25 protein-coding genes and 1 tRNA gene are annotated in these 25,163 nt (G+C 60.0%); 3 read left to right on the top strand and 23 right to left on the bottom strand.

Translation table 11 applies throughout. From position 1 onward, the window contains the following. Positions 1 to 37: 37 nt before the first annotated feature. The 3 genes from DYL61_RS03065 to DYL61_RS03055 all read left to right on the top strand — a co-directional run bounded on the left by DYL61_RS03065 (position 38) and on the right by DYL61_RS03055 (position 3,085). Entirely contained in the window at positions 38 to 1,138 is a 1,101-nt protein-coding gene (locus DYL61_RS03065) for a malate/lactate/ureidoglycolate dehydrogenase (protein ID WP_202978020.1), read from the top strand. A 27-nt stretch (positions 1,139 to 1,165) separates the two neighbouring features. Then, positions 1,166 to 1,762: a TetR/AcrR family transcriptional regulator gene (locus DYL61_RS03060; protein ID WP_167497929.1), complete on the top strand. Its 597-nt coding sequence runs from the start codon at positions 1,166 to 1,168 to the stop codon at positions 1,760 to 1,762. A 78-nt stretch (positions 1,763 to 1,840) separates the two neighbouring features. Next, positions 1,841 to 3,085: an OprD family porin gene (locus DYL61_RS03055; RefSeq protein WP_135307148.1), complete on the top strand. Its 1,245-nt coding sequence runs from the start codon at positions 1,841 to 1,843 to the stop codon at positions 3,083 to 3,085. Between the two features lie 166 nt (positions 3,086 to 3,251). Here DYL61_RS03055 and DYL61_RS03050 read toward each other — a convergent pair whose 3' ends face one another. From DYL61_RS03050 to tolR, 23 genes are all read right to left on the bottom strand, one after another. Next, positions 3,252 to 4,046: an IclR family transcriptional regulator gene (locus tag DYL61_RS03050; RefSeq protein WP_105695420.1), complete on the bottom strand. Its 795-nt coding sequence runs from the start codon at positions 4,044 to 4,046 to the stop codon at positions 3,252 to 3,254. A 212-nt stretch (positions 4,047 to 4,258) separates the two neighbouring features. Continuing rightward, positions 4,259 to 4,909 (bottom strand): sarcosine oxidase subunit gamma, encoded by a 651-nt coding sequence (locus DYL61_RS03045; RefSeq protein WP_135307147.1) that lies wholly within the window; start codon positions 4,907 to 4,909, stop codon positions 4,259 to 4,261. A 2-nt stretch (positions 4,910 to 4,911) separates the two neighbouring features. Continuing rightward, positions 4,912 to 7,809 (bottom strand): FAD-dependent oxidoreductase, encoded by a 2,898-nt coding sequence (locus DYL61_RS03040; protein ID WP_135307146.1) that lies wholly within the window; start codon positions 7,807 to 7,809, stop codon positions 4,912 to 4,914. Beyond that, the gene (locus DYL61_RS03035; RefSeq protein ID WP_135307145.1) at positions 7,806 to 8,099 is read right to left on the bottom strand and encodes a sarcosine oxidase subunit delta; all 294 of its coding nucleotides are present in this window, start codon (positions 8,097 to 8,099) and stop codon (positions 7,806 to 7,808) included. Before DYL61_RS03035 ends, DYL61_RS03040 begins: the two co-directional genes overlap by 4 nt. Before the next feature lie 12 nt (positions 8,100 to 8,111). Continuing rightward, the gene (locus DYL61_RS03030) at positions 8,112 to 9,353 is read right to left on the bottom strand and encodes an FAD-dependent oxidoreductase (protein ID WP_135307144.1); all 1,242 of its coding nucleotides are present in this window, start codon (positions 9,351 to 9,353) and stop codon (positions 8,112 to 8,114) included. After that, positions 9,343 to 10,230, bottom strand: coding sequence for a bifunctional methylenetetrahydrofolate dehydrogenase/methenyltetrahydrofolate cyclohydrolase FolD (gene folD / locus DYL61_RS03025; RefSeq protein WP_135307143.1), 888 nt, complete (start codon positions 10,228 to 10,230; stop codon positions 9,343 to 9,345). The genes DYL61_RS03030 and folD overlap by 11 nt, the downstream gene beginning before the upstream one ends. After that, complete coding sequence (purU, locus tag DYL61_RS03020; RefSeq protein ID WP_135307142.1) at positions 10,227 to 11,093, bottom strand: formyltetrahydrofolate deformylase; 867 nt, start codon at positions 11,091 to 11,093, stop codon at positions 10,227 to 10,229. The genes folD and purU overlap by 4 nt, the downstream gene beginning before the upstream one ends. A 166-nt stretch (positions 11,094 to 11,259) precedes the next feature. Beyond that, positions 11,260 to 12,039 (bottom strand): ABC transporter ATP-binding protein, encoded by a 780-nt coding sequence (locus tag DYL61_RS03015; protein WP_202978019.1) that lies wholly within the window; start codon positions 12,037 to 12,039, stop codon positions 11,260 to 11,262. Continuing rightward, positions 12,027 to 12,818, bottom strand: a complete 792-nt coding sequence (locus DYL61_RS03010) for an ABC transporter permease (RefSeq protein WP_202978018.1) — start codon at positions 12,816 to 12,818, stop codon at positions 12,027 to 12,029. Before DYL61_RS03010 ends, DYL61_RS03015 begins: the two co-directional genes overlap by 13 nt. Beyond that, complete coding sequence (locus tag DYL61_RS03005; protein WP_167497928.1) at positions 12,815 to 13,834, bottom strand: ABC transporter substrate-binding protein; 1,020 nt, start codon at positions 13,832 to 13,834, stop codon at positions 12,815 to 12,817. The genes DYL61_RS03010 and DYL61_RS03005 overlap by 4 nt, the downstream gene beginning before the upstream one ends. A 309-nt stretch (positions 13,835 to 14,143) precedes the next feature. Beyond that, positions 14,144 to 16,540 carry a TonB-dependent receptor gene (locus DYL61_RS03000; protein ID WP_135307140.1) on the bottom strand — a complete coding sequence of 799 codons (2,397 nt, stop codon included), beginning with the start codon at positions 16,538 to 16,540 and terminating at the stop codon, positions 14,144 to 14,146. Between the two features lie 74 nt (positions 16,541 to 16,614). Further along, on the bottom strand, positions 16,615 to 17,547 hold the full coding sequence (locus DYL61_RS02995) for a FecR domain-containing protein (protein WP_135307139.1): 933 nt from the start codon (positions 17,545 to 17,547) through the stop codon (positions 16,615 to 16,617). Beyond that, positions 17,547 to 18,053 (bottom strand): sigma-70 family RNA polymerase sigma factor, encoded by a 507-nt coding sequence (locus DYL61_RS02990; RefSeq protein ID WP_135307138.1) that lies wholly within the window; start codon positions 18,051 to 18,053, stop codon positions 17,547 to 17,549. Before DYL61_RS02990 ends, DYL61_RS02995 begins: the two co-directional genes overlap by 1 nt. Positions 18,054 to 18,121: 68 nt before the next feature. Beyond that, positions 18,122 to 18,466: a DUF7693 family protein gene (locus DYL61_RS02985; protein ID WP_135307137.1), complete on the bottom strand. Its 345-nt coding sequence runs from the start codon at positions 18,464 to 18,466 to the stop codon at positions 18,122 to 18,124. Between the two features lie 21 nt (positions 18,467 to 18,487). Then, positions 18,488 to 19,102, bottom strand: coding sequence for a histidine phosphatase family protein (locus DYL61_RS02980; protein WP_135307136.1), 615 nt, complete (start codon positions 19,100 to 19,102; stop codon positions 18,488 to 18,490). A 185-nt stretch (positions 19,103 to 19,287) separates the two neighbouring features. Further along, a tRNA-Lys gene (locus DYL61_RS02975) sits at positions 19,288 to 19,363 on the bottom strand. 63 nt (positions 19,364 to 19,426) lie between these two features. Beyond that, the gene (gene queC / locus DYL61_RS02970) at positions 19,427 to 20,116 is read right to left on the bottom strand and encodes a 7-cyano-7-deazaguanine synthase QueC (protein ID WP_135307135.1); all 690 of its coding nucleotides are present in this window, start codon (positions 20,114 to 20,116) and stop codon (positions 19,427 to 19,429) included. Position 20,117: 1 nt separating this feature from the next. Further along, on the bottom strand, positions 20,118 to 20,765 hold the full coding sequence (queE, locus tag DYL61_RS02965; RefSeq protein ID WP_105695406.1) for a 7-carboxy-7-deazaguanine synthase QueE: 648 nt from the start codon (positions 20,763 to 20,765) through the stop codon (positions 20,118 to 20,120). Positions 20,766 to 20,929: 164 nt separating this feature from the next. Further along, positions 20,930 to 21,763, bottom strand: coding sequence for a tol-pal system protein YbgF (ybgF, locus tag DYL61_RS02960; protein WP_135307134.1), 834 nt, complete (start codon positions 21,761 to 21,763; stop codon positions 20,930 to 20,932). 6 nt (positions 21,764 to 21,769) lie between these two features. Next, positions 21,770 to 22,270 carry a peptidoglycan-associated lipoprotein Pal gene (gene pal, locus DYL61_RS02955; RefSeq protein WP_003209827.1) on the bottom strand — a complete coding sequence of 167 codons (501 nt, stop codon included), beginning with the start codon at positions 22,268 to 22,270 and terminating at the stop codon, positions 21,770 to 21,772. A gap of 55 nt (positions 22,271 to 22,325) precedes the next feature. Then, a complete protein-coding gene (tolB, locus tag DYL61_RS02950; protein WP_181157239.1) occupies positions 22,326 to 23,606 on the bottom strand; it encodes a Tol-Pal system beta propeller repeat protein TolB in 1,281 nt (426 codons plus the stop codon). Between the two features lie 17 nt (positions 23,607 to 23,623). Further along, positions 23,624 to 24,697 carry a cell envelope integrity protein TolA gene (gene tolA, locus DYL61_RS02945; RefSeq protein ID WP_105731787.1) on the bottom strand — a complete coding sequence of 358 codons (1,074 nt, stop codon included), beginning with the start codon at positions 24,695 to 24,697 and terminating at the stop codon, positions 23,624 to 23,626. Then, positions 24,697 to 25,149: a protein TolR gene (gene tolR, locus DYL61_RS02940; RefSeq protein ID WP_161634127.1), complete on the bottom strand. Its 453-nt coding sequence runs from the start codon at positions 25,147 to 25,149 to the stop codon at positions 24,697 to 24,699. The genes tolA and tolR overlap by 1 nt, the downstream gene beginning before the upstream one ends. Positions 25,150 to 25,163 lie beyond the last annotated feature (14 nt).

Here is a 25,163-nt window from a genome sequence, read left to right as displayed (position 1 = left end):
GCACGACGCCGGGGTCGCCTCCCTTGGAGTGACTGCTGTGAACAATCAGAAAATGGCGCTGGACCCTCGCGGCAGCGCGGACGACGTGCGCGTGTCTCGCGAGGATCTGCAAGGTTATGTGCGCGAGATCTTCAGCGCGGCCGGCTGCGGCGAGCGTGAAGCCGGGCTGATCGCCGAACACTTGGTGCTGGCTAACCTGCTGGGCCACGACTCCCATGGCGTCAGCCTGATCAAGCTGTACGTGCGCATGGTGCGCGAAGGCAAGATCAACCTCGACCAGCGTGTGAGCCAGGTGATGGATGCCGGCTCCCTGCTCACGCTGGACGCCAGCCGGGGATTTGGCCAAGCGTTGGGGCATGAGGCGATGCAGATCGGGATCGAGCGAGCCCGCCAGCAGGGCTCGGTGATCCTCGCGCTGCGCAACAGCCATCACCTGGCGCGCATCGGGCATTGGGCCGAGATGTGCGCCGAGGCGGGGCTGGTGTCGATCCACTTCGTCAATGTGCTGCACGCCGTGCCCACGGTAGCGCCGTATGCGGGCAGTGATGCGCGCCTCAACACCAACCCGTTTGCCATTGGCGTGCCGCGTGCGGACAAACCGCCGATGATCCTCGACTTCGCTACCAGCCGCGTGGCCCAGGGCAAGATGCGTATCGCCATGAACCGTGGCGTGCAGGCGCCGGAGGGGTATCTGCTGGATGCCTCCGGGCAACCGAGCGTGGACCCGTCGGTGGTGTACCGCTCGCCACTGGGCGCGTTGTTGCCGTTCGGCGAGCACAAGGGCGCGGGCCTGGGCTTTATGTGCGACATGCTGGCCGGTGCGTTGAGCGGTGCGGGCACCTTGCATGAAGGCCATATGGAGCAGGACGTCTACATCAACAACATGCTGTCGATCATCATCGACCCGCAACGCCTGGGCGGCATGGAGAACTGGTGCAGCGAAGTCGAAGCCGGTGCCGCCTACGTGAAGGCATCGCCACCACGCGCAGGCATGGGGCCGGTGTTGGTGCCGGGTGAACTGGAGCAAAGCGTGGCGCAACAACGTGCCTTAGACGGGATTCCGGTAGACCGGGAAACCTGGCAATCAATCCTCGATGCGGCCCAGCAAGTGGGCGTCGGGTTGCCCTCTTTCGTTTAACAGCCGGACTCCGGTCGGGAAGCTATTGTGCAGCGCCAGGTTAAATGCGTAGAGGTGGACCGAAGTACGGAAGTTCGCGAAGCCGCCTTGAAGTTGTTTTATCAACATGGTTATCACGCCGTCAGTTTGCGCAAACTTGCCAGTGAGCTTGGCTTAAGCGCCGGTTCACTCTATGTGCATATTGAAAGCAAGCAGGAACTGTTATTTGAAATCATCGAGAGCACACAACAGGCGCTTAATTATTCGATACGACGAGAATTAAAGCGCGCGGCCCAACGCAACGCTTCTTTACTGGATGGATTTGTGCGCGGCGCCATCAGCCATGCGTGTCGGGAGCGCCGACACTTATTGCTGGGCATTCGTGAGCGCCACAGTCTCTCCGCCGAACAACAACGTTGTATTGAACACCTGCGCCAGGAACTGGCGGTATTACTCAATCAGGCCCTGGGCACCCAGCTACGCACGCTGCAGGCGCCCGCCTCGGCGATACAGGTAATGACGCAAAGTGTACTGACCACGCTCGACGGGTTTCTATACCTGCCCGAACAGGCACTTTCCGTAGAACGAGCAGTAAAGGTATTTGCCGCAATGGCCAATGCCGCCGTAGCAGAAATTCTGGACTGATTCCGGTACGTCCACGAATAACAACAATAAAGATGCACACACATTTATGGCTGCCATAAATATTACTTTGGAGACGTTATGGAACGTATGCACGTATGGGGCGCCGGCTTGTTGATGCTGGCGATAACACCGTTTGCCGTGGGCGATGAACTGAGCGATTCAGCCTTCTTCAAAGACAGTAAGACCCAACTGTTAAACCGCAACTTCTTTTTCAACCGCGACTTTCGCAATAACGCCAGCACCGCACAAAGTTATCGACAGGAATGGGCGCAAGGCCTGATCGGTACGTTCAATTCGGGCTTCACCGAAGGCACCGTGGGTTTCGGCATCGATTTGCTCGGCATGTACGGCCTGAAACTCGACAGCAGTTCGGACCGCATCAACAGCGGCCTGTTGCCCAGCAGTGGCAACCATGTGCCGGGGGTGGACCATGCGGAAAATGACTACGCCAAAGCCACGGGCGCGGTGAAGGTCAAAATCTCCAAGACCGTGCTCAAGTACGGCGGGCAGTCGGTGGCCACGCCGGTGTTCGCGACGGCCGATTCGCGCCTGTTGCCAGAGACCGTCGAAGGCTTTTTCGTCACCAGCAATGAGATCAAGGACCTCACCGTGGAGGCCGGGCACTTCACCTCCATGACGTTGCAGGCGTACTCCGCTCGCGCCGGCTCAGCCTTGACCGGGGCGGATATCCTGGGCGGCAGCTATAAGCTGACCCCGACCCTGACGGCCTCGCTGTACGGCTCGTCGGTGAAGGATTACTGGAAAAAACGCTACGCCGCACTGGCCTGGGTCAAGCCGCTGGACAGCCTGCAAACCGTGTCCCTGGACCTGCGCGCCTACGACCTGAAAAGCCAGGGCGAAGAGAAAGCCGGCGACCTGGACAACCAATCGTTCAGCATCAAGGGCGCGTATCGCTACGCCGGCAGCACCTTTTCCCTGGCGAACCAGCAGATCCACGGGCGCGGCGCTTTCCAACTGTATGTGGACGGCACTAACACCGATTACCTGTCCAACTACATCCAGTACGCCGAATTCACCCGCGAGAACGAACGCTCGTGGCAGGCGCGTTATGACTTCAACTTCGCCAGCATCGGCGTCCCCGGCTTGAACTTCATGACGCGTTACGTGCGCGGCAGCAACTTCAGCGCCAGCGCCGGGCAAGACGACCGCGAGTGGGAACGGGATGTGGAGATGAGCTACGTGGTGCAGTCCGGTCCGGCGAAGAACCTGAGCTTTCGCATGCGCCAGGCGACCTATCGAAACTCGTTCAATGGCAGCCTGGATGAGGTGCGCTTGATCACCGAATACCCGTTGAACTGGTAACCGCGAACGTCTGTAGTGAGCGGGCTTGCCCCGCGCTGGGGGGCGAAGCCGCCCTAACCCCAGGCACCGCGGTGTTTCAGATAGACCGAGGTGGATGGTTTTGGGGCGGCTTCGCCACCCAGCGCGGGGCAAGCCCGCTCACTACAAGCAAGTAGCCTGGTGCTTTTTACGTCAGTGCGGCAGGCCGATAACCGGCTTCGGCGGAGATCTGCCGGGCGCATTCCAGCAGCATGTCGCGGGTACGTTCCAGCACGCCCTCGGCGGCCATCATCGCGTCCGGGCCGGACACGTTGATCGCGGCAACCACATTGCCTTCATGGTCGCGGATCGCGGTGGCAATGGCCGTGGCATAGTCCGAGCGGCTAAGCACCCAGCCCTGTTCACGCGCCTCACTGATGGCCAGCTTGAGATCCGGCAAGTTCCGGGGGCCGGAGGTCATGTGGTCGTCGAGACGCACGTGCTGGTACAGCGATTCCAGCTCCGCTTCGCTCATGGAACTGAGCAACATCTTGCCCATGGCGTTGCAATGGCACGGAATGCGCGTGCCGATGGGAATGTTCACCGACAGCCGTTGCTGGGCAAACGAACGGTAGATGTAGAGGGTGTGGTGCTGTTCGCGGATGCTCAGGTGGCATGACAGCGAGGTGCGATCACGCAGGGTGTTGAGGTGCGGCAGGGCCACGTCGACGATGTCGCGGCTGGCCAGGTAAGTGAACCCGCGAGAGATAAGCTGGGGGCCGAGTTCATAGCCGTTCTTGCCGACTTTTTGCAGGTAGCCCATCGCCGCCAGGGTTTGCACGATGCGGTAGATGGAAGACACGCTGCCGCCCATGAGTTCGGCCAGTTCGTTCATGTTCAGGTTGCGCTGGTCGGAGTTGAACAGCTCCAGGATGCGCAGGCCGCGTTGAAGGGCTGGAACGATGTAGTCCAAGTCTTTGGCTGAGGGGTCCTGCTCGCTCATGTGTATCTCTCGTCTACAAAATGGGGATTACTGGCCGTGAAATGCCAGACAAGATACCAGTGTCCGGCCCGACACAAATCAAAAAATGTGGGAGGGGGCTTGCCCCCGATTGCGGTCTGTCAGCTAAAGATGTGCTGACTGATACACCGCTATCGGGGGCAAGTCGAATCGTCGCACCGCCCCTCCCACATTTGGACACTGCATAGGCAGGGCTATCTCGGCAGGGCCGTGACGCCTGCCGGGGCGCCGTCGAACTCTTGCAGGGCATCGATCAGCACATGCCAGAGGTAATGCGCTGAAGCCCGGTCGAACAGCAGGTGGAAACACGGGCCGTCATCCGTGCCGGTGTTGACGACGATGCCATTGACCCGCGCCACCGAGGTCTGCGCCACGCTGCCCGGCGCAAACGCCGAGGCGCTTAAATCGACGCCGCAGAGCTTGGCCATGACTTCGCTGATGCGCGCACCGAACAGTGCCAGGCAGGTGTGGCTGTCCTGGCGTGGCAGGCAATAGTTGGCTTGCTGGCTGAGGGTCCAGCCCGTCTCCAGTTGCGCCAGGCGCTCGCCGCCGTCATTGAGCGCACCCAGCAGGAAGTACTCGTTCATCGACAACCGTGCGATCCATTCACCGCCGGGCTGGCGCACGGCGGTGTTAGGCACTTGCGGCAAGTTGAAGCCTTTGCCGCTCAGGAACTCGGCCGCCTGGGCGCCGCGAAAACCCACGCGGTGCAGGTTGGCCAGGTCCACCAGCCCGCAGGCGCGGTTTTCGTTGGCGTAGGCGTCCACGAATGGCTTGCCGCCGAAGGACGTCAGTGCCGCATCGCCATGCACGGAGTGCAGCGGGCTTCGCTCAAGGTTATTCATGTTCACAGCTCCTGACGCTTGTTTTCAGGGTCATAGAAAGGCAGTTCGACCACCGTGGCACTGACGATCTGGCCGCCGCCGACACGGATCGGCACCTGGCTGCCGGGCGCGGCCTGTTTGGCGCCGACATAGGCCAGGCCGATGATCGCGTCCAGGGTGCTGGAGTACTCACACGAGGTGACGTTGCCGCTGATATCCGCGCCTTCGAGCACCAGATGCCCTTCCAGCGGCAGCGGTTGGGTCTTGGCCAGCTTGAAGCCCACCAACTTGCGCTTGAGCGGCTGCGCTTCGAGGATTTCCACCGAGCGCTTGCCGATGAAGAACGGCTTTTTGCGGGCAATCGCCCACTGCATGTCGATCTCGCCGGGGTGAGTCATGCCGTCGGTATCCTGGCTGATGATCACGTGGCCTTTTTCCAGACGCAGCAGGCGCTGGGTCTCAACGCCGAATGGGCGAATGCCGAAGGCTTTACCGGTTTCCAACAGGATGTCCCACAAGGCTTCGGCATACCGCGCTGGCACGTGGATTTCGTAGCCCAGTTCGCCGACAAAACCGACCCGCAGGATGCGCGCCGGAATCCCGGCCACCGTGCCTTCGCGTACACCCAGGTAAGGGAAGGCTTCAGCGCTCAGGTCAACGTCGGTGCAGACCGTCTCCAGCACCTTGCGCGACTGCGGCCCGGCCAGGTTGACGGCGGCGTATGCGGCGGTGACGTTGGCCACGTCCACATCCAGGCGCCACTGGGCATTCCATTGCAGCATTTGCTGGTAGATACGGTCGACGCCACTGGTGGTGGCCGAGACGTAAAAGTGATTATCAGACAGGCGACATGCCACGCCATCATCACCGACCACACCTTGCTCGTTGGTCAGCAGCGCATAACGGGTGCGCCCCACGGCCAGTTTCTTGAAGCCGAAGGTGTACATGCGTTCCAGCAGTTCACCCGCGTCCGGGCCACGTACGTCGAGGCCGCCAAGGGTAGACACGTCGATCAGGCCGACGTTGTTGCGCACGCATTCCGCCTCTTCACGCATGCAGCGCTCACGTTCATGGGCCGGGCCGTAGAACGCCGGGCGCTGCCAGATACCCGCCGGCATCATTTTCGCGCCGGCTTGCAGATGGCGCTCGTGCATCGGGGTGCGGCGGTACGGGTCAAAACCACGCCCGGCCAGCAGGGCGAGTTTTTCTTCGGTGAAGGGTGGGCGCGCGGTGGTCACACCGGTTTCGCCGATGTTGCGGTTAGTGGATGCGGCCACCAAACGCGCCGTCGGCAACGCCGAATGACGCCCCTGGGACGGCCCCATGCCCACGGTGGAAAAGCGCTTGACCAGTTGCACATCACGATAGCCATGACGGGTGGCGTTGATGATGTCGCGCACCTGCAAGTCTTCATCGTAATCGACGAACTCCTTGCCCTTGGGGTGAGCAAAGATCGGCCAATCGAAGTTGACCCGCGCACTGTCGACGGCCGGTGCCTGCGTCGGCTCCTGGCCCAGGCCCAGGGCTGCCAGCGCCTTGGCGGCGGCGTAGCGACCGTCCTCGATCACGTTGACCAACGCGTGTTGCCCATTCACCGAACCGGCAATCTGCAAGTTGGCCGGCAGGCCCTTGATGGCAAACGCGGCGCGGGTGTCGTTGTAGCTCAGCGCACCGCCGGCCTGGCACAGCAATTGGTAGACGGGCATGTAGCCCGCCGACATGCACAGCAGGTCGCAGTCCAGCACCTGGCCCTGATCGGCGACGCGACCCTGGCCGACGATACGCCGCACATCCACACCGCTGACATGCAGGCCGCGCTTGTCAGCAAGGGCTTCGTACACCGTATGTTCCAGGTGCACCACGATGCCCTTGGCCTTCACCGCCGCCAGCAAGGCTTGCGATGCCGGTTGTGGGCGCATGTCGAGCAACGCGGCAACGGCGACGCCTTGCTCGTGCAGATCCAGCGCAGCGAGGTAGCCGTCGTCATTGCCGGTGAGCACCACCGCGCGCTTGCCCGGCTTGACCGCGTACAAGCGCATCAAGCGTTGCACCGCACTGGTGAGCACCACGCCCGGCAGGTCGTTGTTGCGGAACACCACCGGTTGGTCGAACGCACCGCTGGCGACGATGCACTGGCGCGCACGTACCTTGTACATGCGCTTGCCTTGGTGGATCGGCAGGTAGTTGTCGGCGAACCAGGCGTTGCAGGTGGCGTCGGTCATCACGCGGATATTCGGGTGATTACTCGCCGCGCCGACCATTTGCTCGCGGGTGCCGCTGGCGACGTTGGCGTCCAGGTCAAAGCGTGCATAGGTCAGCGCGCCGCCGAGTACCGGTTGTTGCTCCACCAGCAGCACTTTGGCGCCAGCGTCGGCGGCGGTGAGCGCCGCGCTCAGGCCCGCCGGGCCGCTGCCGATGACCACCACGTCAAAGAACAGGAAGGCCTTGTCGTGGTACTCAGGCTTGAACTCAAGGTCGAGAATGCCCAGGCCGGCCTTCTTGCGAATCAACGGCTCCCAGCGCTTCCACATGCCCTTGGGCTTGTAGAACGCACGGTAGTAGAACCCCACCGGCATGAACTTGGAGAACTTGCCCAGGTAAGCGTCCTTGTCTTTCTCCAGGGTGCCGCTGATGTTCTGCGGGGTGACTTGCAGGCCCGGCAACAGCGGTTGCAGGTCGGCGATCACGTTCGGCTCGTTGGGCAGTTGCACCAGGGTGTTGGCGTCCTGGGCGGCCATGGTCAACGGGCCACGGGCGCGGTGGTATTTGAACGAGCGCGACATCAACCACTGCTCGCAGCCCAGCAAGGCACTGGCGACGGTATCGCCGCTGAAACCCTGGAACGAACGGCCGTCGAAGGAAAAACTCACAGGCTTGTTGCGGTCGATCAGCAACCCCATCGGGGCAGGCAGGCGCGTCATTGGGAAGCCTCCGTGGCGAAGTCGATTCGCCGGGTGAACATTTCCTTGGGGTCGAAGGTGCGCAGGATCTGGTCGGTGACGGTGTGGCGCACGGCGATAAACCAGTAGCTCGACGCGTTGTGCATCCACCATTCGGTGACCACACCGGCGATGTTCTCGCTGTTGAACACGTAGTCGGCCCATTGCGCCGTGGAGCAGGTGGCCGGGTCGGGCATGCTTTTGACTTCACCACCGTAGGTGAACTCGTTGATGTTGCGCGCGCCGTTGAGGGGGCAGGTCATGATTTTCATAAATGCACTCCGTCAGTGGCTGGCCGCTGTCGCGCCCATCTCGTTGACTTGCTGGAAGGTGGAGAACCGGTCGAGGGCAAACGGTTTGATCAGGTCCGGCACGTGGCCGCCGCTGGCGACCAGTTCGGCCATGGTCTTGCCGGTGATCGGCGTGGCCTTGAAGCCCCATGTGCCCCAGCCGGCGTCAAGGTAGTAATTTTCCACCGGGGACAGGCCCATGATCGGGCTGTAGTCGGGGGTCATGTCGGTCATGCCGCCCCACTGGCGCATCAACTTGGCGTTGGCCATGAACGGGAACATCTCGATGGCGGCCGACAGCAGGCTTTCCTTGAGGTCCAGGGTCGAGCGCGAGTTGTACAGCGGGTACGGGTCGGAACCGCCGCCGAAGACGATCTCGCCACGGCTGGTCTGTTGCACATAACAGTGCAGCGCAGACGAACTCACCAACGGGTCGAGGAACGGCTTGAACGGCTGGGTCACCATCGCCTGCAACGGGTAGGTGTGGATCGGCGCCTTGATCCCCGCCTTGTTCAACAGAATCGAACTGGAACCGGCCACCGCCTGCACCACGCAACCGCACTGGATATTGCCGCGATTGGTCTTGATGGCGGTGATGCGACCGTTGGTGATCACCAGGTCCTGCACTTCGGTGAGCTGATGAATTTCCACGCCGCGCTTGGCCGCTTCCTTGGCATAACCCCAGGCCACTGCATCGTGGCGCGCGGTGGCGCCGTCTTCGTGCCACAGCCCGGCGAGCACCGGCAGGTGCCCGGGGTCAAGGTTGAGGGACGGCACCAGTTCGCGGATCTGCTGACGGTCGATCATTTCGCAACGGCCGCCGAAGTGCTTGTTCACTTCGGCGCGCTGGCGAAACGCACGCACCGTGGCATCGGTGTGCGCCAGCGTCAGTTGCCCGCGCTCGGAGTACATGATGTTGAAGTCGAACTCGTTGGACAGCTCCTTGAACATGCGCACCGATTCGATATAGAAGCGCACGCCTTCGGAGGTCAGGTAGTTGGAGCGAATCACCGCCGTGTTGCGTGCGGTGTTGCCGCCGCCCAGGTAGGCCTTTTCCAGCACCGCCACATTGGTGATGCCGTGGTACTTGGCCAGGTAGTAAGCGGTGGCGAGGCCATGACCACCGGCGCCGATGATCACCACGTCATAGGCGGATTTCAGTTCCTTGGGCGCCGGCAAATCCACTTCCACCGGGTACTCGGACGACAAGCCGTATTTCAGCAGGCTAAAGGGCATGGTGAGCTCCAGGGTCGGACAGTTGCTGGCGCAAGGCGCGGACGGTGTTTTGCAGCAGGAAGGCAATGGTCATCGGCCCCACACCGCCCGGCACCGGGGTGATGGCGGCGGCTTTTTGCGAGGCGCTGGCGAAGTCCACATCCCCCACCAGGCGGGTTCTGTCGGCGTCGCTGATGCGGTTGATGCCGACGTCGATCACCACGGCGCCCTCTTTGAGCCAATCAGCCGTGATCAACTGCGGGCGCCCCACGGCGGCGATGACGATATCGGCTTCGCGACACAGGCGCGGCGCGTCGACACTGCGTGAGTGCAGCACGGTCACCGTGCAATTGGCTTGCAGCAGCAAGGCGGCCATCGGCTTGCCGACGATGTTCGAGCGCCCCACCACCACCGCGTGCTTGCCGCTCAAGTCGCCCAGCACCTGGTTGAGCAAGTACAGGCAGCCGCTTGGCGTGCACGGGTACAGCGCGGGCTGGCCGAGGGTCAGCGCGCCGACGTTTTCACGGTGGAAACCGTCGACGTCCTTGCGCGGATCAATCGCCTGGATCACCGCTGCCTCGTCGATCTGTTTGGGCAACGGCATCTGCACCAGAATGCCGTTGACCCGCGGGTCGGCATTCAAATCGGCGATCAAGGCCAGCACCGTGGCCTGATCAATCTCCGCCGGCAGCAGATGTTCTATCGAGCAGATGCCCACTTCGGCGCAGCGCTCGACCTTGTTGCGTACGTACACGCGGCTGGCGGGGTCGTTGCCCACCAGCACCACCGCCAAACACGGTTGCAGGCCCTCGGCGCCCAGCACCTCGACCTCGTGCTTGACCGCCGCGAGCACTTCGCGGGCGGCGAGTTTTCCGTCGATGATTCGCGGTGTGTTCATCGGAAGATCACCGTGCGGTCGTGGTTCATGAACACGCGGTGTTCCAGGTGATATTTCACGGCCTTGGACAGGGCCACGGTCTCGGTGTCGCGACCGATGGCCACCAGGTCTTCAGGCTTGTAGGCATGGTCCACGCGCTGCACTTCCTGCTCGATGATCGGGCCTTCGTCGAGGTCGGAGGTCACGTAGTGGGCGGTGGCGCCGATCAGCTTGACCCCACGCTCGAACGCCTGGTGATACGGCTTGGCGCCTTTGAAGCCTGGCAGGAACGAGTGGTGAATGTTGATCGCACGACCACTGAGCTGGCGGCACAGGTCATCGGAGAGAATCTGCATGTAGCGCGCCAGCACCACCAACTCGGTGCCGGTCTCGCGCACCACGTCGAGCAGCGCCTGTTCCTGCTGGGCCTTGGTGTCCTTGGTCACCGGCAAGTGGATAAAGCGGATGCCTTCACGCTCGGCCATGGCGCGCAGGTCTTTGTGGTTGGAGACGATGGCAGTGATCTCCATCTCCATCTCGCCTTTATGGCGGCGGTACAGCAGGTCGGACAGGCAATGGTCGAACTTGCTGACCATCAGCAGCACCTTCATCGGGCGGCTGCGATCGTGGATCTGCCAGGTCATGTCAAACTCGTTGGCCACCGGTTCAAAGCCCGGCTTGAGGGCTTCGATCTCACCGACCACACCGGCGTTGAAACGGAACACCGCCCGCAGGAAGAAACGCCCGGTGAATTCATCATCGAACTGCGCCAGTTCGCTGATGTAGCATTTCTGCTGCGCCAGGTAAGAGGTGACGGCGGCGACGATGCCCGAAGTGGCCGGGCAACTGACGGTGAGGATGAAAGAAGCGTCTGGAGTGTTCATTTTTTCGCCTGAAAATTTTAAGTTCGTAAGTGAAATTATTTATCGATAAAGTCCAGGGTTAAGACCTAAAACAAATCGCTTGCAAATATAGCTTTCATTTAAAAGCTCTGGACGAGCGAAGCTCCGGCGCAGACCCACAACGGGAGGTCTACACCGGGTAACTTCGTCAGCGCGTCGCTAGACTTTTCGCCACCTCGCCCTGAACGGTCTTCCAGATTTTCTGCTTCATTGCCAGGTACTGCTCCGACAATTGCACATCCGCGTTACGCGGGTGCGGCAGGTCGTTGACGATGTCCTGGGCCACCTTGCCTGGCCGCGCCGACATGATCAGGATGCGCGACGAGAGCATCAGCGCCTCATCAATCGAGTGCGTAATGAACACGATGGTCTTGCCGCTTTGCTCGTAGATGCGCACCAGTTCTTCCTGCAGCACTTGGCGCGTCATCGCGTCCAGCGCAGCGAAGGGTTCGTCGAACAGCATCACCGCCGGGTCGTTGGCCAGCACCCGCGCAATGGTCACGCGCTGCTTCATGCCGCCGGACAGTTGTTTGGGGTAGGCGTTTTCAAAGCCCTTGAGGCCAACCATGTCAATAAACTGCTGAGCAATGGCGCGGCGCTCGGCCTTTTTCATGCCTTTCATCTTCAGGCCATAGGCGATGTTGTCGATCACACTCAACCACGGGAACAGCGCGTACTGCTGGAACACCATGCCGGTGTTGGGGCTCACTTCGGTGACCTGGCGCCCCTCGACCTTCACCAGCCCTTCGCTGGGATGATCGAAGCCGGCGATCATGTTGAGGGTGGTGCTCTTGCCGCAGCCCGACGCGCCGACAATCACCACGAACTCGCCTTTTTCGATGCGCAGGCTGACGTTATCCAGCGCGAGCATGTCGCCGTAGCGCTTGGAGACGCCTTCGAGCTCAATGATTGGGTTCAGTCCTGCCACGATACGAGCCTCCTCTCGATAATACGCATCACCAGGTCGGTGAGCAGTACGGTGATGCTGATCATGACCATGCCCAACACCACGGTGTCGGTCTGGAAGTATTCCTTGCCGTTCATGATCATGAAGCCCAGGCCTTCACGGGCGGCGATCAGCTCGGCGGAGATGACGCAGGTCCAGGCGATGCCGAGCATCACTTTAAGACCGGTGATGATCTGCGGCAGCGCGGCCGGCAGGATGATGCCGAACATGATGTTATGGCGCTTGGCCCCCAGGTTCTTGGCGGCGCGGATCAGCAGCGGGTCGACGTTACGGGTGGAGTCGATGATGTACAGCAGCGCCGGGGCCAGCGAGCCCATGAACACAATGGAGTACTTCTGCGATTCGGAAATGCCGAACCACAACAACGACAGCGGCACCCAGCTCATCGACGGCAGCGGACGCAGGAACGACAGCAGCGGGTTGAAGATCGCCATGCACAGCGGCGACGAACCCATGGCGATCCCCAACGGGACCGCGACGATGGTGGCCAGCAGGAAGCCAACCATCACCCGGCGGGTCGAGGCGAAAATATTGGCGATCAGGCTGCCGTCGCCGGTCATGTCGACCGCGCGATGCCAGATGTCGGACGGGGCCGGCAGGAACAGAGCTTCAATAAAGCCCATCTTCACTGCCGCTTCCCAGACGGCGAGGATGATGATCAGCGTGGCGAAGCCGATGATCAGCCGCGACACGATGCCGGTGCCCATCGGCACATAAGGGCGGGCGACGGAACTGCTCATGGACGGCTCTCTGCGTGGCTGACGAACGAGGTGTTGAACCAGTCATCCACAGCCGGGACCTTGGACAGCTGCTTGTTCTCGACCATGAAGGCGGCCAGTTGCTTGAGGCCGTTCTGGAAGCTCTGAGTCTCGATCAAGGTTTGCTTCTGCTCGGCCAGGTCATGCCACTCGATGGCGTTGATGGTCTTGAGCTGTTCATCCACCGGCAATTTGGTCAGCTCGGTGATGGACTGGGCGGCCTCCTCTGGGTGGGCCTTGATGAACGCGATGGCTTCCATGTAGCTGTCGACGAACGCCTGGGCTTGCTTCGGATGCTCCTTGGTGTAGGCGCGACTGGCGATCAGGATGTCCGGCCCGGTGCCAATCTTGAATTGCTTGTAGAGGCTGAATTGGGTGTCATCGGCCAACAGCGTGCTGCCCTGGCGTTGCAGGATATCGAAGGTAGGCGACCAGGCCACGGCGGCGTCGATCTGCCCGGTCTTGAGGGCCGCCGGCATTTCCTGGGTCGGCATGTTCAACAACATGACGTCCTTGTTCGGGTCCATTTGCGCTTGTTTGAGCAGGTCAAGAATGAGAATGTGTCCGCTCGACGCGTAGGTGACACCGATTTTCTTGCCCTTTAGCCCAGCGATATCCTTGATGGCGCCGTCAGTGAACACGCCCTGCACGGTGACGAACGAATCCGGCTCGGAGATGACTTCAAACGACTTGCTGCCCGCCGCCATCAACGACAACGCAGGAATCGCACTGGAGGCGGCAAAATCCAGATTGCCGGACACCATCGCACTCATGCGGCTCGACGAGGTACCAAACAGCTGCCATTTAACGTCCAGGCCATGCTTTTTGAAGATGCCCTTATCAATGCCAACCCAGACCGGAAAGCTGCTGAACCAGGTCGAGCCACCATAGGTGACAGGCGCGGGCGTCTCGGCATAAGTTGCGGTCGCGGTAAGCCCGCCGACCAGCAACGAGGCTGATAACAGGAGGGTTCTGGTGAAGGCTTTGAGTGTGGTCATGCAAGGTACCCGAGCTTGGTGGGAGCAAAAAGGATGGGTAAACACCATCCTTCAATGAAGGGCAGAATCTTCTATTTATTCATTTGGAAATATTATTTTTACAGGTGAATTGATTTTATGTATCACCTTGTGTTATTGGCTATTTTATAAGCCAATCAGACGATCAAGTAAACAGTATATTTGCCTGAGATATTGACACCCCGCTTTACAAGCGCTGGATACACAGGCAAAAAAAATCCGGAAATCCGCACTCGCATGGGACTTTCCGGACTTTCAGAACCCACTGAAACAGTGGGCCGTACGCGTCGATCAGAACTCCAGCTGCGCAGAAAACGCAACCGTACGCGGATCCCCCAGATAGCTGCTGTTGAGCCAGTATTTCTTGTCGGTCAGGTTGCTGACGTTCATGCGCAACGTCAGGTCGCTTGTGCCCAGCGGCAGGCGATAGCGTGCGCCCGCATCGAAGGTGGTGAAGGACGGCAAGGTGTAGTTGTTGGCTTCATCGGCGTATTGCTTGCCCGTGTAGAAGGCCCCACCCGTGATCGCAAAGCCCGGCGCGGAGGCCACGTCATATTCGGCATACACCTTGGCTAATTGCTTGGCCACGTTGATCGGCGAGTTGCCGTCATTGGCCACCGTCGCAGCCTTTTTCACCTTCGGATCCAACAGGGTAAAGCCGCTGATCAGGGTCAATTGCGGCGTAACCTTGCCGGTAACGCTGAACTCCAAGCCATTGTTTTCCTGGCGTCCATCCTGAACATAGACACGCGCCGAGCTGGTGTAGGCATTGGGCTTGTCGATGTTGAACAGCGCCAGGGTGAACAGCGTATCGCCAAGCGTGGCCTTGGCGCCGATCTCGTACTGCTCGCTGATCTGCGGTGCCAGGGCACTGCCGGCGTTGACTGCCCTGGACGGCGCGATGCCGCCACTTTGCAACCCCTCGATGTAGGTAGCGTAGGTGGTCAGCCAGGGCACTGGCTTATAGATCAACGACACACTGGGGGAAGTGGTGCTCTTGTCATACTCGGTCTTGCGCGGCGTGGCCGAATAGATGAAGTCATTGTTGTACGAGGTGATCTGGGTGCGAGTGACACCAAGGATCGTCGACCACTGCTCGTTAAAGGTGATGATGTCGCCAATCAACAGGTTGTGAGTGTCGGAAGTGCTGGAGATATGTTGAGCACCATGACCAATCGAGTAACCCGGCTTGCCGACCTGCGGCTGCTGATCGAGGGAGATCGCCGGGCCGGTCACCGAGCTGTATTGCTGGCTGGGTATATGGTCTTCGTACATCAGGCTGCGTGCGGAATTACCCTGATAGCCCAGCGTCATCTTGTGACTCAAGGGGCCGGTCGCAAACTGTGAGTCGAGGAACAGATAGCCCGAATATTCCTGGGTTTCAATCGGTGCAAACGCATACAGCGGCTGGGTATATCGACCCGGCGCGTCGACCTGCGGGCCGGTGTAGGTGTACTCCTGAGTGTATTGCTGTGCGGCGAAGGCCGAACGCAGGCTGAACGTATCATTAAGGCGCCATTTGACGCGCACGCCAGCCTTGTCGGTCTGGTTCTTGGAGAACGCCCATTTCTGGCTGTACAGCTTGTCGGTATCCAGGGAAGAGGCGCCCGGACGGTACGCCTCGTTGGCAAAGAACCAGTAGCTGGTAAGGCCGCGGGTCAGGCTCTCTTTGTGAGACGCGTCGAATTGCACTTGCAGGTCGTCGCTGATATTCCAATCCAGGGCGAGGCTGACCATTTGCCGGCGACGCTTTTGCAGGTCCATCGCGGTCTCGCCGTCCTGGGTCAGGACGTTGAGGCGGTAGGCGAATTTGCCTTCGCTGTCGATGGGGCCGCCGAAGTCGCCGTGCAGGTAATAGTTGTCGCCACCAGCATTGCCCAGAGTGACGCTGTTGTAGCGTTGGTAGGTCGGCCGCTTGAGTACGTAGTTGGCCAGGCCGCCGGGCGATGCCGGGCCGTACAGGAAACCGGTGAGGCCTGTGATGACCTCCAACTGCTCAGTGTCCTCGATGAAGTTGCCAGCATCCGCCAATGTGCTGAAACGCAGGCCGTCGTTGGCGATATTCAGGCTGGCGGAGCTGCCAAAACCGCGAATGGTCACGGCACTGGCATAACCGGCACTTTTGGGGGAATACAACTGGGTGAACGGGTTGTGCTTGAGCACATCGTCGGTGGAAGTCGCGAGCAAATTCTTGAGCAATGCCTGGGAGGTCACGCTCATGGAGTACGGTGTGTCCTGCAACTTCATGCCACCCAAGGCACCCACATTGCTGATGTTTTCACTCACATAACCGGCCGCCTCAGAACCGTCGGCAGCGGCGTGACGGCCGGTGATATCAATGTCCGGCAGCGTCATCGTACCGCCAGCATCGGCACTGACCTTGACCACCCCATAGACCCCATCACCGATTTTGACGGCGCCGAGCCCCGAGCCCGCCAGCAGTGCGGCCAAGCCCTGCTCCACATTGTAGTCACCGTCCAACCCTGGCGAACTCAACCCTTGAACCAACCCCGGGACGAACTGCACGGTAATCCCGGCCTGCGCACTGAAACCGGCGAGCGCCTGGCTCAGGCTGGCCGGCTGGACACTGTAAGGGCGAGCCACCTCTTCTGCGTGGGCACACAGCGGCGGGACCGCCAGGGCAAGGGCGAGCAATGACGCGGCGAGCGGAAGTTTAGGGAGAGTCATGGAGCGGGTTGTCCTTGGGTGATTACCGATTCACAACTAAGGACGAGCACCGAAAGAAAACGGGCCAAAAAATCTCATGCCCGGCTTACCGTCACCCAATAGCGGGTTCGATAACTCACGCTGACCGGCAGCGTCGTCGGCAACGCAGCGAGAATTGCGTCGGTGTTGTCGAGCTGGAAGCCGCCACTGATACGCAGATCCGAGACACTGTCATCACAGTGCAGTCGTCCGGGACGGTAGCGAGTCAACTCTTGCAGGAAATCGCGCAGCGGCAAATCTTCAGCCACCAACTGGCCCTGGGTCCAACGCGTAGCCAGCTCACTGGCGGGCCGCACAGGTCCAAAGCTGGCAGCACTGAAACTCAACTGCTCCCCAGCCGTTACTACGTGTGAAGCTGCATGCGCAGGGGTGGCGCGCACACGGCCTTGCAATACCGCCAACTGCGTGATGCCGTCGAGCTGGCGCACACCAAAGCGGGTGCCCAAAGGCTCCATGACCCCTTGCTCGCTGACCACCCTGAGTGGGCGCTGCGCAGCATCCGCGCCGGTGGTGATAACAATCTCCCCGCGAACCAGACGGATCAGGCGCTGCCCGGCGTCAAAGCGCACATCGATGGCGCTATCGGTGTTCAGGTTGACCCGACTGCCATCCGCGAGCGTCAGCTGGTGCCGCTCACCTACCGCCGTGCGGTAATCCGCCATCCAGCCTTGCTGGGTGCCGGCGCGGTAAGCCAGGTAGCCAGCAGGCGCAATCGCCGCCAATACCAGCAGCGCCTTCAACGCTTGGCGCCGTTCACGATTAAGGGTGCCGAGGGCAACAGACGCAGGCAGGCCGCCCAGCTGTTGCTGCACATGCTGCACACGTTGCCAGGCGCGCTCATGCTCAGGGTCGGTCGCACGCCATCGCGCGCACGCCTGCTGCTGCGCCGCACTCAAAGGTTGCTCGTGCATCAGCACAAACCAATGGGCAGCCTGGCGGGCAACCTCTCGACTGATTGGCGCAGACATCAGAACGTCACGTCGTTCAAAATACAGGCCTCAAAGGCAGTCGCCATGTGCCGCTTGACCGTACGCTCGCCGATACCCAGCTCGCGGGCGATTTGCAGGTAGGTCAAGCCATCGAGCTGCGCCAGCAAGAACACCGTCCGCACGACAGGCTTCAAGCGATCAAGCATGGCATCAAGCTGCAACAGCGTTTCGCGCATGTGCCACTGCTCTTCCGGGGACAGCGAAAACCCTTCGGGCAGCGTGGCGAGCATCTCAAGGTAGGCTCGTTCCAGGGACTGGCGGCGAAAATAATCGCAGACCAGGCGCTGCCCCACCGTCGCCAGATACGCACGGGGACGCTCCAGGATCAGCTTTTCACCGGTTTTGCGCTGGGAAGTGAGGATGCGCAGGAACGTATCCTGCGCCAGGTCCGCCGCCTGGCTGTTGCAACCCAGGCGCTGATAAAGCCAACCTTTGAGCCACCGGTTGTGCTCTGTATAAAGCAGCCCTAGACGATCATCACTCACTACTCGCCTCCCCTAAAGAAGAGCGAATCATAATTGGTAATGATTCTCACATCAACGCACGAGGCCTGTCATCCAGGGTAGTCTTCACCAATGCCAATGACCTTCAACAGCCCCTCCAGGGTTTTATGCTCCCAAGTGGACAGCAACGCCACCGGATCAGTCCCATACCTGTCACCCGCGTCAAACGACCAACGTAACCCATCCGGACTGATACACGCCTGGCAGTAGCTCAACGCACCGCCGTCGCTGTAAATCGAGATACGCCAACCGTCGACTTCGACGGTTAAATGACCGGCATGCAGCTCATCCCACGACGGCTGCCCCACCCTGGTCATGACGCTCCGCCCCCACGTGACCTCGCGCAGCACCTCACACACATCTCTCGCAGAGAGCGGACGATGGGCTCTATCCATTCGATACGCCTCGCAGCTTGATCAGATTATTTGCCACGCACCTTCGCCGGACGACCTGGATAGGCTGTATCCGCCACCGTTAAGCACAGGGTTGCTTATTTCATAGCCACGCCAGTCGGCCATGGCCTGGCCATCAATGCGCTGCGGCTTGCGCTCGATCAACCAGGCTACGGCGTTGATGAACTGCCCATGGGAAAATGCTGCGATATCGCGGGCCGGATACCGCGCCAATCGGTCCAGGAAAGATTGCGCCCTGTCGATAAAGTCCAGGAATGACTCCGCGCCTTCACCCTCCCTGAATGCCGGGTCTGCCCGAGACCAATAGGCCTCGACCCAGGCGCGACGCTGGGCAACCGTTGTGTTGGCGCACCGCGCAGGTTCAAGGTAAGTGAATTCGTGGATGGGCCAGGTCTCGAACGCACTGACCGCAAAGTTCGCGACCGTTGCCATCGCGGTTGAATGCGCCCGGGAGAACGGCGAGGCAACAATCAAAGCAGGCGCCCGAACGAAGGAACGGGCCACCTGACAGGCCTGTTCGACGCCCTTTGCCGTAAGGGGGATAGTCGCGTGATCCTGGCTTGGCGCGCCGGCATTGGCGGCGCTTTCTCCGTGGCGTATCAACCTGACATGCTTCATTCGCCCGACACCCGCACAATTACGGCCACTCACACCTCCCCGGTATGCCCTGCCCGCTACAGCCAGCGAGAAAGGATAGACCGAAGCCATGGGTATCAACCACAACCGAGATGAAATCGCGGGCAAAAAAAAACCCGGAAATCCTCACTTGCGTGGGCCTTCCGGATTTTCTAAACCGCCAAAAATGGTGGGTCGTGTGGGATTCGAACCTACGACCAATTGGTTAAAAGCCAACTGCTCTACCAACTGAGCTAACGACCCGCTGTGTGGTGGCGCGTATAATACTGATTTCTAAGGATTATTCAACACCTTATTTGAAATAAATCAGAAATAACGCGTTGGGTCCGTAAAACCGGCCGCTTGGAAGCCTTCTGCACGCAGTCGGCAGCTGTCGCACTTCCCACAAGCGCGGCCGTCATCGTCTGCCTGGTAGCAGGAAACAGTCAGCGAATAATCGACGCCAAGTCCTACGCCAGCCTTCACGATATCGGCCTTGCTGAGGTTTTGCAGCGGCGCCAGGATGCGGAAGCCCTGCCCTTCTACACCGGCCTTTGTCGCCAGGTTGGCCATGCGTTCGAAGGACTCGACGAACTCTGGGCGGCAGTCCGGGTAGCCGGAATAGTCCACGGCGTTGACGCCGATAAAGATATCGCGGGCGTTAAGCACTTCTGCCCAACCAAGGGCCAGGGACAGGAAAACGGTGTTACGGGCCGGCACGTAGGTGACTGGAATACCTTCGCCCGGAGCTTCCGGTACGTCGATGCTGCTGTCGGTGAGCGCTGAGCCGCCGATGCCGTTGAGGTTCAGGCCAATCACCTTGTGTTCGACCACCCCCATGTCGCGGGCGACGCGAGCGGCGGCGTTCAACTCGGCACGGTGGCGCTGGCCGTAGTCGAAGCTCATGGTGTAGCAGCTGTAGCCTTCGGCCTGGGCCATGGCCACCACGGTGGCGGAGTCGAGGCCACCGGACAGCAGGATTACAGCGCGTTTTTGATCGTTGGTTGGCTCAGTCATATCAGCGTCCCGGCTCGTCATTCCAAAGGTATTTATGCAGCTGCAATTGCAGGCGCACCGGTAGATTGTCCGCAACCACCCAATCAGCCAGGTCGCGCGCGTTCAGGTCGTGGTGGCTGGGTGAGAACAGCACTTCGCCAGCGCGACGGTCCAGGCCGTACTGGATGAGCTTGGAGTTCGCCCAGTCGTAATCGTCGCGGGAACAAATCACGAACTTGACCTGATCGTTGGCCGTCAGCAAGTCCATGTTCTCGTAGCGGTTGCGGTGTGATTCCTTGGAGTCCGGGGTCTTGAGGTCAACCACGCGGCTTACGCGCGGGTCTACCGCGGAAATATCCAGGGCGCCACTGGTCTCCAGGGACACCTCGTAGCCGGCGTCACACAGCTGCTTGAGCAAAGGAATGGCATTGGGCTGGGCCAGGGGCTCACCGCCCGTCACGCAGACGTAGCGCGGCCGGTAACCGGCAACCTGCTCCAGGATGTCGTCAAGGGTGCGCACAGTGCCGCCACTGAAGGCGTAGGCGCTGTCGCAGTATTGGCAACGCAACGGGCAACCGGTCAGGCGCACGAATACTGTGGGCAGGCCAGCGGTGCGCGTTTCACCCTGCAACGAGTAAAAAACTTCGGTAATACGTAATGTGTCTTGCATAGTCGCCACGGGCGTAACAGCTAAACAGGCTGTCCGCCTCCGTCAGGCACTTCAAGGAACCCCGCCAACGCGTAGGCCCCAAGAAGCGTGTTTCATAAAAGGGCGTGGATTCTAACGAAAAAACCCGCGCCAGGCGCGGGTTTCTTCTAAACGGGCTGCGTTGCTTACAAACGCTGCAGGTCCCGCTGGGCCAACTGGGCAGCGGAAGTACCCGGATACTGGGCCACCACCTGCTGCAGAATGCCTTTGACCTTGTCGGTATGACCCAGGCGGCGCTCTACGTCAGCGAGTTTGTACAGCGAGTCCGGCACCTTGGCGTGCTTGGGGTACAGCTGGCTGACCTTGGCAAACGCCTGGCCTGCTGCTTGCAAATCACCCTTGGCCAGGTTCACCTCACCCAACCAGTATTGAGCATTGCCCGCATACTGGCTGTTTGGGTAGCGACCCAGGAATGCGGTAAAGGCCTTGCTGGCCTTATCGAAATCCTTGGCTTTGATCAGGTCGAAGGCTGCATCGTAATACAGCTTTTCTTTCGCCGGATCACCCGGTTCGCTGCTCGCGGCAGGGGCTTGGCTGGCAGCCGCCCCCGCTGCTGCACCACCGGCGGCGGCACTTGGCGCACCACCGGTAGAAGAATTATCAGGAGTTGCGGCAGGTTGAACACCGGCTCCAATGCGTCGATCAAGATCCTGGTAACGCTCCAGGCCTTCTTGCTTCAGCTGGTTCACTTGGTTCTGCAGAACTTCAATGGTGCCCTGTTGCTGGGACAATTGATCCTGCATACGTTGCAGCTGATTGAACAGCTCGCCCTGTGCCGAGGGGGCGGACGTAGCCGCTCCCCCAGCATAGGCGCCGTTCGTGCCATAACCCACTGGCGGATAACTGCTCCCGCTATTGTTATAGCCAGAGTTGCTATCTTCCACAGGAACCGCAGCCCACACCGCAAGCGGTGCGAGGCTGAGAGCCAATACAGTTAGAGCACGACGGCACGTTCGCATGACGAATTACTTACGCAGTTCGACGCGACGGTTTTGAGCCCAGGACTGCTCGTCGTGGCCAGTAGCAACTGGACGCTCTTTACCGTAGGAAACCAGTTCCAGTTGGCCTGGAGCAACACCTTGCAGTACCAGGTAGCGCTGAACGGCTTTCGCACGACGCTCGCCCAGTGCCATGTTGTACTCACGAGTACCACGTTCGTCAGTGTTACCTTCCAGAACAACGCGAGCGCCGTTAGCTTTCAGGTCCTTCGCGTGAACGTCCAGAGCGCGCATGGCTTCTGGCTTCAGGTCCGAACTGTCGTATTCGAAGTAGAAAGTGGTGATAGCGCGCAGAGCAGCTTCTTCGCTCAGGGAGCCGTCAACCGCACCAGTGTTAGCGCCGTAACCAGCGTTTGGATCAACAGCTGCGCCTTCACCGGCATTGTCGCCGCCTTTAGACGAGCAACCAACGGCTACGGACAGAGCCAGAGCCAGAGCAGCAAACTTACCAAACTTCAGCATTTCCATCGTGAAACTCCTAATGAACCCCAGTGTGTTAAGTACTTCTTTTTGTAGCGCCGCGTCAGTTCAGGTAAGGGGACCAGGATGGTTCTCTGACTTCGCCTTGAGCGGTAGGAAGTGGGAGCCTTACGCGTCCATTAATGGATACGAGCATCAAGACTCCCCGGCCCTGCTGGCGGGTGGCGTAGATTACCATGGTGCCGTTGGGCGCAACAGTGGCTGACTCATCAAGGTTGGTGTCTGTAAGGATTTTTACCGTTCCACGCTGCAAATCCTGAGCCGCAACTCGGAAATTAGTGAAACCATCCTGACGGTGAATCATCACCAACGTCTTTTCATCAGCCGAAAGTTTAGGATTAGCATTGTAGTTGCCAATAAAGGTCACGCGTTCCGCGCCCCCACCACCAACACTTGCTTTATAGATTTGTGGCTTGCCGCCGCGGTCGGAGGTAAAGAAGATGGTCGAGCCATCCTTGCCCCAGAACGGTTCAGTGTTGATGCCAGGGCCGCTGGTAACACGACTGATCTGACGCGAAGCCATGTTCATCACATAGATATCCGGGTTGCCATCTTTGGACAACACGAACGCCAGGCGCGAACCATCCGGCGACCAGGCCGGTGCACCGTTCAGGCCTTCAAAGTTGGTGATCTGCTCGCGACGGCCAGTATCGATGTGCTGGACGAAGATACGCGGGCGCTTCTGTTCGAAAGACACATAGGCAATACGTTTGCCATCCGGCGCAAAGCGTGGCGACAGGATCGGCTCACGGGATTGCAGCAGGGTTACCGCACGCGCACCGTCGTAGTCCGAACGCTGCAAAGTGTAACGAGTGTTGTCTACAGAGAAACGTTCAGCCGTTACATACAGCAGACGCGTCGAGAACGCACCTTTAATACCGGTGAGCTTTTCAAACGACTGGTCCGAGATGTAGTGGGCCATGTCGCGAATCTGCTCGGCGGTGCCCGATACGCTGCCGGTCAGGACCTGCTGTTCCGTCGCCACGTTGAACAACGTGTACTGGATCTGCAGGCGACCGCCGGCCGGCACGATATTGCCGACCATCAGGTACTGCGCGCCCACGGCTTTCCAATCACGGAACACGACTTCGCTGGCCTGGTTCGGCTGGCTGATCATGTTGCCTTTCGGAATCGGTGCGTAGTAGCCGGAGTTGCGCAGGTCGTCACTGACGATCTGGGCCATGTCGTCCGGCAGCACGCTGCCGCCCTGCCAGCCGAACGGTACGACCGCAATCGGAGTGGCCCGATCGCTACCGCTGGTGACCAGGATGTTCTTTTCATCTGCCGCCGCTATCCCTGCCATACAGCAAATAACGACAAGCATTCCTCGAAGAAGGTTTCTCACAAGGCTAGATCCTCAGGTGTGAATGTCATCTTGAATGAACGATAGGGAGCGAAGTCGCTTGGTTTCATTCCCTGCATCTCGGTCAATCGACCAATGTTCTTGACCGCTGCAACCGCCGAACTGTCGAACGATGTATCGCCACTGCCCTTGGCCACGCTGACCGAAGTCACCGTACCGTCCGGCAACATGCCGATCTGCAGCACGACTGTCATGCCTTTGCGCGCCGAAGGTGGACGCGTCCAACCCTCTGCTGCCCGTGCCCGGATAAGGTCGTCGAAACTGCCCGCGACTTCATCACCCCGTTCATCGGCCAAGGCTTGCTGACGCTGCGGCGTGTCGGAGAGCAAATCTGCCAAGGCCTGGGCCTTTTTCTCTTCGGCGGATTTACGCGCTGCTTCCTGGGCCTTTTTCTTGGTGGCGTCAGCGGCAGCTTTCTTCTTCGCGTCGTCGGCGATTTTCTTCTTCGCCTCGTCTGCTTCAGCTTTTTTCTTGGCGTCTTCGGCGGCTTTCTTCTTCGCGTCTTCGACAATCTTTTTCTTGGCGTCTTCAGCGGCCTTTTTCTTGGCCTCTTCTTCGGCAGCTTTTTTTGCTTCTTCTTCAGATTTCTTCTTGGCTATATCAGCCAATTGTTTCTCTTCGGCTTTTTTCGCTTCGGCAGCTTTCTCGGCTTTCTTGGCTTCATCAGCCTTTTTCGCCTCGTCAGCCTTCTTGGCTTCGTCAGCCTTTTTCGATTCCTCGGCCTTTTGAGCGGCCTCTTCTTTCTTTTGTTCCGCTGCAGCCTTCACCGCTTCCTGCTCGACCTTCTTCTGTTCCATCTGCTCGACTTCAGTCTGGCGCGCCGCCGACTTCTGGGCCTCACCCGCAATCTTCTGATTGGTCTGGGTGGTGGCCTGGCTTTTCGATTTCAGCTGATACAGGGTCGCCTGCACGATCGGCTTGGCTGGCGGCAACTCCGGCGTCATGGCAAAGCTGACGAACAGCATGCCAAACACCAACACGTGCAGGGCAATTGCCCAGACGCTAGGCCAGAAGTAGCTTTCCGAGGCGGACGGCTCTCGCTGTTGCTGCATCAGGGCGCCTCGGTAATCAAGCCAACATTACCGACGCCGGCCTTCTGCAGCCCGCCCATGGCACCCATGACGGAGCCGTAGTCGACCGCTTTGTCACCGCGGATGAAGACCTGGGTGTGCTTGCCGCCTTCGTTGCCCGAACGAATGATCTTGGTCACCGCATCGGTCATCGCCGGCAGGGTCAGCGCCTTGTCCTGCTGCTTCTGAGTGTCGACTTCGCTGCCAAGGTTCCAGTAATAGGTCTTGTCGGACTTGATCGAAATGGTCAGCACCTGGGTGTTGTTGTCCTGGGGCAAGGCTTCGCTGGAAACCTTGGGCAGATCAACCTTTACACCCTGGTTAAGCATCGGCGCGGTCACCATGAAGATAACCAGCAGCACCAGCATCACGTCGATGTAAGGCACTACGTTCATCTCGGCGACCGGCTTGCGCTTGGTTCGAGCTCGAGTGATTAAAGCCATCGGGG

Source organism: Pseudomonas nabeulensis (assembly GCF_004682045.1).
GTDB classification, from domain to species: domain Bacteria; phylum Pseudomonadota; class Gammaproteobacteria; order Pseudomonadales; family Pseudomonadaceae; genus Aquipseudomonas; species Aquipseudomonas nabeulensis.
This window is presented reverse-complemented; position numbering and strand designations above follow the sequence as displayed.

Coding starts and splice junctions, on each gene's coding strand:
- DYL61_RS03055 (WP_135307148.1), top strand. CDS start 1,841: ATGGAACGTATGCACGTATGGGGCGCCGGCTTGTTGATGCTGGCGATA.
- DYL61_RS03050 (WP_105695420.1), bottom strand. CDS start 4,046: ATGAGCGAGCAGGACCCCTCAGCCAAAGACTTGGACTACATCGTTCCA.
- DYL61_RS03045 (WP_135307147.1), bottom strand. CDS start 4,909: ATGAATAACCTTGAGCGAAGCCCGCTGCACTCCGTGCATGGCGATGCG.
- DYL61_RS03040 (WP_135307146.1), bottom strand. CDS start 7,809: ATGACGCGCCTGCCTGCCCCGATGGGGTTGCTGATCGACCGCAACAAG.
- DYL61_RS03035 (WP_135307145.1), bottom strand. CDS start 8,099: ATGAAAATCATGACCTGCCCCCTCAACGGCGCGCGCAACATCAACGAG.
- DYL61_RS03030 (WP_135307144.1), bottom strand. CDS start 9,353: ATGCCCTTTAGCCTGCTGAAATACGGCTTGTCGTCCGAGTACCCGGTG.
- folD (WP_135307143.1), bottom strand. CDS start 10,230: ATGAACACACCGCGAATCATCGACGGAAAACTCGCCGCCCGCGAAGTG.
- purU (WP_135307142.1), bottom strand. CDS start 11,093: ATGAACACTCCAGACGCTTCTTTCATCCTCACCGTCAGTTGCCCGGCC.
- DYL61_RS03010 (WP_202978018.1), bottom strand. CDS start 12,818: ATGAGCAGTTCCGTCGCCCGCCCTTATGTGCCGATGGGCACCGGCATC.
- DYL61_RS03005 (WP_167497928.1), bottom strand. CDS start 13,834: ATGACCACACTCAAAGCCTTCACCAGAACCCTCCTGTTATCAGCCTCG.
- DYL61_RS03000 (WP_135307140.1), bottom strand. CDS start 16,540: ATGACTCTCCCTAAACTTCCGCTCGCCGCGTCATTGCTCGCCCTTGCC.
- DYL61_RS02995 (WP_135307139.1), bottom strand. CDS start 17,547: ATGTCTGCGCCAATCAGTCGAGAGGTTGCCCGCCAGGCTGCCCATTGG.
- DYL61_RS02985 (WP_135307137.1), bottom strand. CDS start 18,466: ATGGATAGAGCCCATCGTCCGCTCTCTGCGAGAGATGTGTGTGAGGTG.
- DYL61_RS02980 (WP_135307136.1), bottom strand. CDS start 19,102: ATGAAGCATGTCAGGTTGATACGCCACGGAGAAAGCGCCGCCAATGCC.
- queC (WP_135307135.1), bottom strand. CDS start 20,116: ATGACTGAGCCAACCAACGATCAAAAACGCGCTGTAATCCTGCTGTCC.
- queE (WP_105695406.1), bottom strand. CDS start 20,765: ATGCAAGACACATTACGTATTACCGAAGTTTTTTACTCGTTGCAGGGT.
- ybgF (WP_135307134.1), bottom strand. CDS start 21,763: ATGCGAACGTGCCGTCGTGCTCTAACTGTATTGGCTCTCAGCCTCGCA.
- pal (WP_003209827.1), bottom strand. CDS start 22,270: ATGGAAATGCTGAAGTTTGGTAAGTTTGCTGCTCTGGCTCTGGCTCTG.
- tolB (WP_181157239.1), bottom strand. CDS start 23,606: ATGCTTGTCGTTATTTGCTGTATGGCAGGGATAGCGGCGGCAGATGAA.
- tolA (WP_105731787.1), bottom strand. CDS start 24,697: ATGCAGCAACAGCGAGAGCCGTCCGCCTCGGAAAGCTACTTCTGGCCT.